The sequence below is a fragment of the Halomonas urumqiensis genome (assembly GCF_003028575.1).
GTDB classification, from domain to species: domain Bacteria; phylum Pseudomonadota; class Gammaproteobacteria; order Pseudomonadales; family Halomonadaceae; genus Halomonas; species Halomonas urumqiensis.
The window spans coordinates 396,844-408,466 of sequence record NZ_PYUD01000002.1 but is presented as its reverse complement, the minus strand read 5'-3'; the positions used below and the strand labels follow the sequence as shown (position 1 = coordinate 408,466).

At 64.6% G+C, this 11,623-nt stretch carries 10 protein-coding genes and 1 other RNA gene; 6 read left to right on the top strand and 5 right to left on the bottom strand.

Annotation, left to right across the window (positions count from 1 at the left end):
* Nucleotides 1-24 precede the first annotated feature (24 nt).
* Together C6V82_RS09105 and C6V82_RS09100 are read left to right on the top strand one after the other, a co-directional pair.
* On the top strand, nt 25-1,179 hold the full coding sequence (locus C6V82_RS09105; protein WP_180978254.1) for a murein hydrolase activator EnvC family protein: 1,155 nt from the start codon (nt 25-27) through the stop codon (nt 1,177-1,179).
* Between the two features lie 100 nt (nt 1,180-1,279).
* Complete coding sequence (locus tag C6V82_RS09100) at nt 1,280-2,569, top strand: S41 family peptidase (protein ID WP_102587647.1); 1,290 nt, start codon at nt 1,280-1,282, stop codon at nt 2,567-2,569.
* Between the two features lie 127 nt (nt 2,570-2,696).
* On the opposite strand, the gene C6V82_RS09095 is transcribed toward C6V82_RS09100, so the two are convergent.
* The 4 genes from C6V82_RS09095 to C6V82_RS09080 all read right to left on the bottom strand — a co-directional run bounded on the left by C6V82_RS09095 (nt 2,697) and on the right by C6V82_RS09080 (nt 7,351).
* Nucleotides 2,697-3,953, bottom strand: a complete 1,257-nt coding sequence (locus C6V82_RS09095; RefSeq protein ID WP_102587782.1) for a UbiH/UbiF/VisC/COQ6 family ubiquinone biosynthesis hydroxylase — start codon at nt 3,951-3,953, stop codon at nt 2,697-2,699.
* A gap of 32 nt (nt 3,954-3,985) precedes the next feature.
* Nucleotides 3,986-5,215 carry a 2-octaprenyl-6-methoxyphenyl hydroxylase gene (ubiH, locus tag C6V82_RS09090; protein WP_102587646.1) on the bottom strand — a complete coding sequence of 410 codons (1,230 nt, stop codon included), beginning with the start codon at nt 5,213-5,215 and terminating at the stop codon, nt 3,986-3,988.
* Nucleotides 5,216-5,352: 137 nt separating this feature from the next.
* Nucleotides 5,353-6,690, bottom strand: coding sequence for a Xaa-Pro aminopeptidase (pepP, locus tag C6V82_RS09085; protein WP_102587645.1), 1,338 nt, complete (start codon nt 6,688-6,690; stop codon nt 5,353-5,355).
* Nucleotides 6,691-6,772: 82 nt separating this feature from the next.
* Entirely contained in the window at nt 6,773-7,351 is a 579-nt protein-coding gene (locus C6V82_RS09080; RefSeq protein WP_102587644.1) for a UPF0149 family protein, read from the bottom strand.
* 189 nt (nt 7,352-7,540) lie between these two features.
* Here C6V82_RS09080 and C6V82_RS09075 point away from each other — a divergent pair, with 189 nt between their 5' ends.
* The 3 genes from C6V82_RS09075 (at nt 7,541) to C6V82_RS09065 (ending at nt 8,758) form a co-directional block, all read left to right on the top strand.
* A complete protein-coding gene (locus tag C6V82_RS09075) occupies nt 7,541-7,840 on the top strand; it encodes a cell division protein ZapA (RefSeq protein ID WP_102587643.1) in 300 nt (99 codons plus the stop codon).
* An 89-nt stretch (nt 7,841-7,929) separates the two neighbouring features.
* Nucleotides 7,930-8,114: non-coding RNA, 6S RNA (ssrS, locus tag C6V82_RS09070), on the top strand.
* Nucleotides 8,115-8,122: 8 nt separating this feature from the next.
* A complete protein-coding gene (locus C6V82_RS09065; RefSeq protein ID WP_102587642.1) occupies nt 8,123-8,758 on the top strand; it encodes a 5-formyltetrahydrofolate cyclo-ligase in 636 nt (211 codons plus the stop codon).
* Between the two features lie 468 nt (nt 8,759-9,226).
* Here C6V82_RS09065 and ilvA read toward each other — a convergent pair whose 3' ends face one another.
* Nucleotides 9,227-10,741 (bottom strand): threonine ammonia-lyase, biosynthetic, encoded by a 1,515-nt coding sequence (gene ilvA / locus C6V82_RS09060; RefSeq protein ID WP_102587641.1) that lies wholly within the window; start codon nt 10,739-10,741, stop codon nt 9,227-9,229.
* A gap of 191 nt (nt 10,742-10,932) precedes the next feature.
* Here ilvA and rpiA point away from each other — a divergent pair, with 191 nt between their 5' ends.
* Nucleotides 10,933-11,607 carry a ribose-5-phosphate isomerase RpiA gene (rpiA, locus tag C6V82_RS09055; protein ID WP_102587640.1) on the top strand — a complete coding sequence of 225 codons (675 nt, stop codon included), beginning with the start codon at nt 10,933-10,935 and terminating at the stop codon, nt 11,605-11,607.
* Nucleotides 11,608-11,623: the final 16 nt, after the last annotated feature.

Sequence of the window (11,623 nt, the reverse complement as noted above, 5' to 3'; positions counted from 1 at the left end):
CATGGAAGGCCGGAAGCCCGTTGCATGGCATCAGGCGTGACAAAGGCCGCACGTCCTCTCGTGATAGTGATGCTGGCGTTGTGGCTGGCAGGCCCGCTTGCCGCTCAACCCAGCGAGCAGGATGCCCGCGCACGGCTCGACGACCTCGGCGAGCAGATCCAGGGGGTGTCGCGGCGACTGACCACGACGCGCCAGGCGCGTGACGAAGCCGGCCGCGAGTTGCGCGAGGTGGAGACCACACTGTCCGACACCCACCGCCGCCTCGATGCCCTGCAGGCCGAGCGCCGCGACCTGTCCGCCGAGCTCGACCAGCTCACCAAGCGCCATGCGGCCTTGCAGGCCGAACGCGCGGAGCAGCTAGCGGCGCTCGAGGACCAGCTCGATGCACTCTACCGCCTGGGCCTGACTCCGCAGCTCAAGCTGTTGCTCAACCAGGATGACCCGGCCCGGCTCGATCGCCTGCAGCACTACCTGAACCACTTGTCGCGGGCGCGCAACGACCGCCTCGAGGCCCTCGCACGGCTGGACATCGCGCTCGCCGACAACCGCCACGCGCTCGAGAGCCGCGGCGAGCGTCTCGATGAACTGGCAAGCGATCTGGCCAGGCAGAGTGCCGAGCTAGCCGAGCAGATGCGCTCACGCGCCGAGCTGGTCGCCGAGCTGGACGGCCGTTATGCCAGTGAACAGGCGCGGCTCGAAGACCTCAACCAGGACCGCGCCCATGCCGAACGGGTGCTGCGTGAAGTGCAGGAAGAACTGGCCCGGCTGCAACGACCACCACCCTCCACCGCCATCGAGCAGACCCGTGGCGATTTGCCCTGGCCAGTGCAGGGCGCCGTGGCCTCGGGTTTCCGCCGTGGCAGTGGCGTGCACCGCAATGGCATGTTGATCCGTGCCGCGGAAGGCACCCCGGTGCGTGCCGTGCATGCCGGGCGCGTGGTGTTCGCCGACTGGATGCGTGGCTTCGGCAACCTGATGATCATCGACCATGGCGACCAGATCATGACACTGCATGCCCATCTGCAGCATTTCGAGGCCGATGTCGGTCAGGCGCTCGCGCGGGGCGATGTGCTGGGTGCCGTAGGCACGAGTGGCGGCCACACTCAGCCGGCATTGTATTTCGAGGTACGCCGCCGCGGCGATCCCATCGACCCACAGGGCTGGATCGCGTCACGCTAGTCAGAGTGAGACCCGGCCCGATTCCAGGGCCCCGCTATTCCATTGCCTGCCGGGCCCGAGCTATGCTGATCGTTCACCGACCCGGAACCGCGGAGATCGCATGTCCCCACGCCCCGCCAGCCTTGCCCTGTCGCCTCGGCGCCTGATGGCAACGCTGTTGCCCGCCGCTCTGCTGTCATTCCCACTGCCGGCCCTGGCCGATCCAGCGGCCAACGACTTGCCCGTGGAGGACATCCAGACCTTCGCCGAGGTATTCGAGCGCATCAAGCGGGCGTACGTGGAGGAGGTCGATGACTCCACTCTGCTGCGCAATGCGATGCGCGGCATGCTTAGCGAGCTGGATCCGCACTCCGCCTATCTCGATCGAGACGAGTTCCAGAGTTTGCGTGAATCCACCCAGGGGGAGTTCGGCGGTATTGGTATCGAGGTGGGCATGGAGGATGGCCAATTGACGGTCATCACCCCCATCGACGACACCCCCGCATCGCGGGCCGGCCTCCAGGCACGCGACCAGATCCTGCGCATCGACGACACCCCGACCGACGGCATGTCGCTGCAGGAAGCCGTCGAATTGATGCGCGGTGAACCTGGCAGTGAGATAGAGATGACCGTCATGCGCAGTGGCGAGACGTCACCGATCACCGTGACCCTGACCCGCGAGGTGATCCGTACCGAAAGCGTGCGCAGCGAACTGCTCGAGCCCGGCTACGGTTACCTGCGCGTCAGCCAATTCCAGACCCGCACCGGCGAGCAGGTCAATGATGCCATCGGCCAGATGGAGCGCGATGGCGAGCTGAAGGGCCTGGTGCTCGACCTGCGCAACAACCCCGGCGGAGTGTTGCAGGCCGCCGCCGCCGTGGCCGACGCCTTCCTCGAAGATGGCCTGATCGTGTATACCGAAGGCCGCCTGCCTAACACTGAAATGAGCTTCAGCGCCAAGCGGGAAACCGCCGCGCCCGATGTACCACTGGTGATATTGATCAATGGCGGCAGCGCCTCGGCGGCGGAAATCGTCGCCGGCGCCCTGCAGGATCAGCGGCGCGGCGTGGTCATGGGCACCGAAACCTTTGGCAAGGGCTCGGTGCAACAGATCATGCCGCTGGGTAATGGCGAGGGCGTGAAGCTGACAACGGCACTCTACTTCACCCCCAATGGTCGCTCCATTCAGGCCCAGGGCATCGAGCCGGATGTCGAGGTGGTACGCGGGCGGGTCGAAATCACCGAAAGCGGCAGGGGAGTGCGTGAAGCCGACCTGGAGGGCCACCTGGGCTCACGCGATCAACCTCGGGAGCGCCGTGAGCTCAGTGAAAGGCTGCGCGACGACTATCAGCTAGGCGAGGCGCTCAACCTGCTCAAGGCGTTGGACGTGGTGGGCCAGCGCAACCGTTAGGCCAGTATCCACCACTTACCCACAACCCGATCACAGATTTGTCCCGCCCCGCCCACAGGGTTATCCACACCCTGCGGGCGTATCCAATGGCAGGCCATGCTAACGCTGGGTTGCTAACGCTGGGTTTCTAACGACAGGAACGCGGCAAACGGCCTCTATGCCCCGTCGCCTGCTGCATCAATAGCCGTTTCAGGGGCGAGAGCCGGTCGACACCGCGCATGCCCAGGTTACGTGCCAGGGTAAGTGCCGGGTGGCGTGCCGCAAACAGCAACCGAAAACCATCCATCAGCGCCAGCATGGCGGTATTGTCCGAACGCCTGCGGCGCGCATAACGCTCGAGAATACGCGACTCGCCGAGCGAGACACCCCGCTTGTGCGCCACGAGAAGCTCCTCGGCCAGTACCGCCGCGTCCATCAATCCCAGGTTCACGCCCTGCCCCGCCAGCGGATGAATGCTGTGGGCGGCATCGCCCACCAGTGCAAAGCCTGGTTGGGTGTAGCGCCTGGCATGACGCTGGCTCAAGGGCACGGTCTGGGGTCGGTCGATCACCGTCACCTCACCCAGCCGGTGGTCGATGGCAGCAGCCAGTTCATCACCCAGCCGCTCGGGCGACAGGGCGGCTAAACGCTTGGCCTCGGCCGGCGACGTCGACCAGACGATGGAACAATGGTCTTGTCGCCCTTCGACCAGCAGCGGCAGAAACGCCACTGGCCCGGTGGGCAGGAAGGCCTGGCGGGCTACCTCGCCATGCGAGCGCGCCACGCGCACCGTGGTCACCACCGCCACGTGGCCGGTATCGTGCGCCTGCGACGCGATACCCGCCAGGTCGCGCAGGCGCGAACGTGCCCCGTCGGCGGCCACCACCAGGGGTGTACGAAGCCTGCGACCGTCTTCCAGCATGACCGTCTCGTACTCGCCTTCGCGCCCAAGCCCGGCGACCCGCGCTGAAAGGAACTGGTGCATCCCAGGCAGCTCGGCCAGGCGTCGCTCCAGGCCCGCCAGCGTCACATCGTTCTCGACGATGTGACCGAGTAACGGCACGCCGGCCTGCTGGGCCGAGAAACTCACCTCACCCTGGCCTTGTGCATCCCACACCTGCATGAACCGATAGGGGCTGACGCGCCGCTGGGCCATCCACGTCCAGACGCCCAGCCCCTCGAGCAGCCGCTGTGAAACCGGCGTCAGCGCGCTGACGCGTTGGGCGGGTGGCCCCTTGCCCGCCACCGAGGCATCGATTGCGGCATCGCGGGCATCCAGCAATGCCACCTCGACGCCAGCCTCGCCCAGCAGGCAGGCCAGGGTGGCACCGACGATCCCTGCGCCGACAATCACTACATCGACTCGCGCCATTGGGTGGCTTGTCATGCTTGTCATGCTTGTCATGCTTGGCTCATTGCTCATCTCATTTGCTCATCTCAACGTTCCAGGCCCATGGCACGGCGTGCCAGCCCCCGGCGCAGCGGCCCCACCATGTTCACGCCGACCAGGCCGGCGGCCCGCGCGCGGGAAAGCCACGAGTTGTCCACGCCGAACAGCCGGATCAAGCCATCACTGAAACGGATGACATTATGACGATCCGCCTCGCGTCGGGCATCGAAATCCGCCAGCACCTCGGCGCTACCCGGCGCTTGATCATCCTCCCGGCCCGCTTCGATGGCCGCCACCAGGTCCATCACGCCACGCAGCGCCAGGTTGAAGCCTTGCCCGGCAACGGGGTGCAGCGAATGCGCGGCGTTGCCAAGCACCGCGAGTCCCGGGCGGACCGCTTCGCGCGCGGTGACGAGCGACAGCGGGTAGGCATGGCGGGTGCCCACACGGCGAAAGCGTCCGGCACGGTCGCCGAAGGCGTGCTGCAACTCGGCCAGGAAGTCGCCATCCGAAAGCGCCAGACGCCGCGACTCCTGACCGGCGGCATGGGTCCAGATCAACTCCATGGCCTGGCCACGCAACGGCAACAAGGCGATCGGTCCCTCGGCCGTGAATCGCTCCCAAGCCACCCCCTCGTGGGGCTTGCTGACCTCGACGCTGGCGATGACCGCCACCTGGTCGTAGGGCTGTGTCTCACTGGCGATGCCCAATTGCTCCTTGAGCCCCGAACGCCCTCCATCGGCCAGCACCGTCAAGCCCGCCAAGCGTATCCGGCCATCGGACAGCACCAGCCGATGGCCCCCGGCCACCGGCGTGATCGACTCGACCTTCGCCGGGCAGTGCCAGGCCAGCGGCAACTCGGCCAGGCGCCGATGCAGCACCCGGCCAATCCAGGCGTTGGGGATCACATGGCCCAGCGCCTCGACACCCAGTTCAGCGCCGCGCAGGCGCGTCGCGCCCAGGCGCCCTCTTTCGCTGACATGGATATGGCGAATCGCCTCGGCCTGTTCGGCCAGCGAAGGCCATAGCCCCATGCCGGTGAAGTGCTGCACCGAGCCCTGGGCGATGGCACTGGCCCGCGCATCAAAACTTGGCTGCCAGGGGGTCTGCAGCGTATCGAGCAACGGAGCGGCCTCGATCACCGCGACCGACAGGTTCTCTCGCTCGACGAGCGGGGCAAGTGCCGCGCCGAGGCTTGCGCCGACCAGGCCGCCCCCGATGATCGCTATGTCCACGTGCTCCTCGGCGGCTAATTTCTGTTCAACCGATTGTTTCATTGACACTTTTTTCGAATCACCTGGCTGGTTGTCGGAATCCGCTGGCATCGGTCACGCATGGCTTTCATGTGATGGAGGTCAGCTGATACATCCGTAATGTACATTACATAATAAAAACACATGCCGACTGCCAATGATCATTTATCGATCATCAGTGCTTCAATTTCAGCAACTTGCTTGGGAACACCACCGGTCAGGACCTCTGCGCCACTGGCAGTAACCACCACGTCATCCTCGATACGAATGCCGATGCCACGGTACGCCGCTGGAATGTCGTCATCGGCGGGAATGTAGAGCCCGGGCTCGACGGTCAACACCATGCCGGGTTCGAGCGGACGTGGCTTGCCATCACGGCGGTAGGTACCCACGTCATGCACGTCGAGCCCCAACCAGTGAGACGTGGAGTGCAGATAGAAGCGCTTTACGCTGTCATCGTCGATGCGCGCCTGCACATCGCCCGCGAGCAACCCCAGGCCAATCAACCCCTCGGCGAGCCCACGCACCACACCCGCGTGGATCTCGACCAGCGTCACCCCCGGCCTGACAGCCGCAACGGCGCGCTCCTGCACGGCCAACACGACCTCGTAAAGCGCCTTCTGGGCGTCGCTGAAGCGACCATTGACCGGAAAGGTGCGGGTGATGTCACCGGCATAGAGGTCGAATTCGGCGCCGGCATCGATCAACACCAGGTCACCTTCACGCAGCGCGGCGCGGTTCTCGATGTAGTGCAGCACACAGGCATTGGCACCGCCACCCACGATGCTGGCGTAGGCCGGCCCGCTGCCACCCTGCCAGACGAATTCATGCTCCAGCTCGGCCTGCAGGTGGTACTCGGCAAGCCCGGGCCGGGCCGCGCGCATGGTTCGCACATGGCCGCGTGCCGAGAGTTCGGCAGCGTGACGCAACAAGGCTAGCTCGGCCTCGCTCTTGGTCAGGCGATGCTCATGCAAGAGCCCGCAGATATCGGCATAGGCCTCGGGCGGACGGGCACCCTGGCGGCCGCGAGCCGCCAGGCGACTGCGGACGTCATCAGCGAGCGCCAAGGCGTGCTCATCGGCCAGCGGCAGGTAGAGGGTATGTCGGCCATCCAGCAACTCGGCCAGACGCTCGTCGCGCTTGGCATTCTCGAAGGCCTGGTCGACGCCATGCTCACGTACCGCCCCGGCGGCACCGAGCCGAATGCCCGTCCAGGCTTCCATGGTCGGGTCGCGATCCTGGCAGAACAGCACACTTTCACCGTCGCGACGTCCGGGCAGCAGCAGCAGCAACGCCTCAGGCTCGGCGAAGCCGGTCAGGTAGTGGAAGTCGCTGTTCTGGCGAAACGGGAAGTCGCTGTCACGGGAGCGCGTGACCAGCGAGGCGCCTGGCAGCAGCACGGCGCTGTCGGCGGGCAACGCCGCCATCAGCGCGCGGCGCCGCGACCGGTACTCGTCGTTGGAAATGGGCGCGGGCCGGGGAAGTATCTCGGGGTGCATGAAGACTCCATCAAAGGCGCGGGAAGTGGAAAGATCGATGAGGCTCGCCAGGGTTGAAACGAAAGCCCTGAGCACAGGGCACTCAGTGGCGCGTCTCGTCGTCGCTGCGCTCGACCTGGGGCTGGCCCGGGTGCTGCTCGGTATACAGCAGCATGGCGGCCATGCGCGCATGCTCGGTCAAGGCAAACAGATCCGCTTCGTTATCGGCACCGTCGTCGATGTCGGTGTCCATGCCGGCGATGCCCTCGAGATCCTCCAGGGCTTCGCACAGCGCACTGGACCACCCCTTGCGCAGGGCCTCGCCGGCATCCTGGACGACCTCCAGGAAGCCCAGCGTCCACTCCTTCAGCCCCTGGGCATGTTCGGCCAGCGAGAACAGCTCATCGGGCAACAGCGGTTGGTAATCGAGCTCCGCCGCGCTGAGAGCCTCAAGCGTCTGCCGCCGCCAGCCAAGCAGGCACTCGGCGCTCGGCTCATCGCGGGGTTGTTCGACGCCAAGCGTCAGGCAGACCTGTTCCAGCCACACATCGGGCGGCAGATCATGCAGCGCAAGGCCAGCGCACAGCCTGCCGTCGAGGAACGCCGGCGACTGCATGCTGCCATGCAGCAGAAAGAGGTCGGCAATGGTCGAAAAATCCTGGTGTTCGTTGATCAAGGACATGTCAGGGATCCGGGTCTGAATGCGAGGTGTGGTGGATATCACGTCACGCGTCACGAGCGCTGCGCGTTGACCGCTCGAGAACGGCTCTCTTATAGTGGGCATCGATACTTTCTCCCCTGGATGTTAACGCATCGGGCCACCGGGACGCGCGGCCTGCGCTTACCCGGCCGGACCGAGCCGGAGCCCCACATGACCGATGCATCGCGGCCGACCACCGAGATTTCCCTGCTGGGACGCTACTATGTCATCGCCTGCCCACCCGACGAGCAGGACAAGCTCGAGCGGGCCGCCCGATACCTGGACAAGGCGATGAATGGAATACACGCCCAGAACAACCTGCTCGGCAGCGAGCGGATCGCCATCATGGCCGCACTCAACATCACCCATGAGCTTCTGGAAACCCTCGATGCCCAGCGTGACAGCGAGCGTAGTCTCGATGCACTGAGTTCGCGACTCGAAGCGGCACTTGCCGATACGCCGCCACGTTGAGCATGCCAGGCTTTCCATCGAAGGCTTTCCAACAAAGGCTTTGGAAACGATTGCTTTGGAACCGCTGTGCCGCTCTGATAGGATGAGAGCGTTCCCTGGGGTGTTTGCCAGTCGTTATCGTCCCTCGAGCCTATGCGCAGTACCCAGGGGGCCAACAGCTAGCCGGACCCGTGTGCATGTCCGTGCGACGGAAAGCCTGACGGTTCGGCTGCGGCCACCCACCTTGAACCAATGGGTTCAAGGGCCAGAACGACAGCGGCACTCTGGGGAACCTCTTCCAACATGACACCCCTCATGCAGGAACCCGCCGCACCCGCTTCCCTCGACCTCTCACGCAAGGCCTTGCGTCGGATGCTGAGGAATCAACGTCGTGCCCTGTCGCCACGCCAGCAACGCGAGGCGTCGCGGCGACTGTGCCGCAGACTGCGCGGCCTGCATGAGGTCCAACGCGCTCGGCGTGTGGCGCTCTACCTGCCCAACGACGGCGAAATCGACCCCACGCCACTGATTCAATGGCTGGAACGCCGTGGTGCCCGTGTCTTCCTTCCGGTCCTGAAGCCGCTCTCCCGCAACCACCTGTGGTTCGTGCGCTATCATTCCGGTACCCCCATGGTCACCAATCGCTTCGGCATACCGGAACCGCAGATTCGCCATGGCGCCCATCGTGCACGACGCCTGCCGGCCTGGGCGCTGGACCTGATACTCCTGCCCCTGGTCGGCTTCGACGATGCCGGGCAGCGCATGGGCATGGGCGGCGGCTTCTATGACCGCACCCTGGCCTTTACCCGCCGCGCGGGCCCTCGCCCCTGTCTGATCGGGGTAGCCCATGACGTTCAGCGTGTGCCTCGCCTGCCCGTTGCCCCCTGGGACGTACCGCTGGATGCCATTGCCAGCGACCTGAGGGTGCTCCGGCCCTGAAAAGGGCTGGAAACGTCTGGTACAACGAAACGGGCCGGTGCAGTCATCTGCACCGGCCCGTTGGGGATCGTCGGTCTATCTGGCCCGCCTGGCGTGAAGCCCAGGCCAGCAGACGCGAAGGGGGAACCTCAACCTCCCGCCAGCGCTTGGGCGTAGCCTGTCGCCACGACACCAATGCCAAAGAACAGCACCAATGCCATGACCAGATCGGGCTTGCGCTTCATCGTCGACTCCGAAAACAGGATATTACGTATTAGTGTGCCCTGAACGAGGGCATTAGATTGACGATGACTATAGGTCCAGTAACACCATGTTGACAAGCGCTTAACGTTGTTCGTTACATTTTCGAACACTCGCCACCCGAAGGTCGTGAGGTTAGTCAGCATTCACATCGACCACTCCTGTAAGGACAGCGCTGGATTCACCGATCTAGACCCGACACCTTTCCGCAACGCGCAATCAATGGGGTCAGGCCATGAACAACCGGTAGGCCGCGTTGTCGGTTTCCTTCCAGTAGCGGTAGCCGATGGCATCGAAGTACTCCTCGACATGGGCACGATCGCCGTTGGGAATCTGCATCCCGACCAGCACTCGCCCGTATGCCGCCCCGTGATTGCGGTAATGAAACATCGAGATGTTCCAGTCCTGGGGAAGATGGGTGAGAAAGTTCATCAACGCACCGGGACGCTCGGGAAACTCGAAGCGGTAGACCTCTTCTTCGAACTGCTCCTTGGGACGCCCACCACCCAGGTGGCGGATATGCAGCTTGGCCAATTCGTTATCGGTGAGGTCCTCCACCGGATAGTCGGCGTCGCGCAGCCGTTCGATGACCGCCTGGCGGTCATCGCCACCAGGCTTGACCTGCACACCCACGAAGATGTGCGCCTGGCCCGGGTCGGCGTAGCGATAGTTGAATTCGGTGACCATGCGCTTGCCGATAGTCTTGCAGAACTTCTTGAAGCTGCCCGGTTTCTCGGGAATGGTCACCGCGAGGATCGCCTCGCGCTGCTCGCCGAGCTCGGTGCGCTCGGCGATGTGCTGCAGGCGATCGAAGTTGGTATTGGCGCCGGAGTTGATGCACAACAGGGTCTTGCCTTCAGCACCCGTCTGCTGGATGTACTTCTTCAGGCCGGCCAGCGACAGCGCGCCGGAAGTCTCGGAAACCGCACGGGTATCTTCGAAGATGTCCTTGACTGCGGCGCACATCTCGTCGGTATTCACGGTGATCACGCCATCGAGCAGGTCGTGGATGATCGAGAACGGTACCTCGCCGATCTGCGCCACCGCCACGCCCTCGGCGAATACACCCACCTGGTCGAGCACGACCCGCTCACCGGCTTCCATGGCCGCCTTGAGGCAGGCGCTGTCCTCGGACTCGACGCCGATCACCTTGATGTCGGGCCGCAGGTACTTCACATAGGCCGCGATGCCGGCGATCAAGCCGCCACCGCCAACCGGCACGAAGATCGCGTCGAGTGGCCCGGCATGCTGATGAAGGATCTCCATGGCAATGGTGCCTTGCCCGGCGATCACGTCGATATCATCGAACGGCGGAATGTAGGTATAGCCATGCTCCTTGATCAACTCCTGAGCATGCTCGGCGGCCGCCGCGAAGGCATCTCCCTTGAGCACCACCCGCGCGCCTCGCGCACGTACCGCGGCCACCTTGATCTCGGGAGTGATGCGCGGCATCACGATTACCGCCTTGACCCCCATCAACTTGGCGGCCATGGCCAGTCCCTGGGCATGGTTGCCGGCGGAGGCGGCGATCACACCCTTGGCTTTCTGCTCGTCGCTGAGCTGCGCCATCTTGTTGTAGGCACCGCGAATCTTGAAGGAGAAGACTGGCTGAAGGTCCTCGCGCTTGATCAGGATGGTGTTATTGAAGCGGCGGGACAAAAAGGGGGCCGGGGAGATCGGCGTTTCCCGAGCGGCTTCGTAGACCCGGGCCTGGAGAATCTTCTTGACGGTAGCTTCGAGCATCCTGATATCCCAGCGGCGTGACGCGAAAAACCCCTATTGGTAGCATCCCCGCCGGGGCGCCGTCCAGCGCAACCCTCGTCCGACGCCCGGCCAAGCCCATGACCCGGCATCCCCCAAGCGCCAGACTGGCCTATAATGCGCCCGGCTTGCCGGATGCTTTTCTCCCACTCCCCTCCATCGGAGAACACTACATGACCCAGGACCAACTGAAGGATGCCGTGGCCGCGGCCGCCATCGACGAAATCCAGCCCTGGCTCGAACGCGATACCGTGCTTGGCATCGGCACGGGCTCCACCGCCAACCGTTTCATCGACCGGCTGGGCCGCCTGCGCCACGATTTCAAGGGCGCAGTGGCAAGCTCCGAGGCCAGCGCCGAACGCCTGCGCGGACAGGGCATCGAGGTCTTTGAGCTCAACGATGTCGGCAGCATTCCCTTCTATATCGACGGCGCGGACGAAGTGAACGCTCACTTGCACATGATCAAGGGGGGAGGAGCGGCACTGACGCGCGAAAAGATCGTCGCCGCCTGCGCCGAACGCTTCATCTGTATCGCCGATGCCTCCAAGCGCGTCGAATGCCTTGGCGCCTTCCCGCTGCCGGTGGAGGTGATCCCCATGGCGCGCTCCTACCTGGCTCGCGAACTGGTCAAGCTGGGCGCCCACCCGGTCTATCGCGAGGGTGTGGTAACCGATAACGGCAACCAGATCATCGACTGCCACGACTTCATGATCGACGACCCCGTGGCGATGGAAGCGCGACTCAATGCCATCGTCGGGGTGGTCACCAATGGCCTGTTCGCCGCGCGTGGCGCCGATGTGCTGCTGCTTGGTGGCGATACCGGTGTTGTGCGATCGACCCCCTCCTGACCCCGCCTTTCGGGCC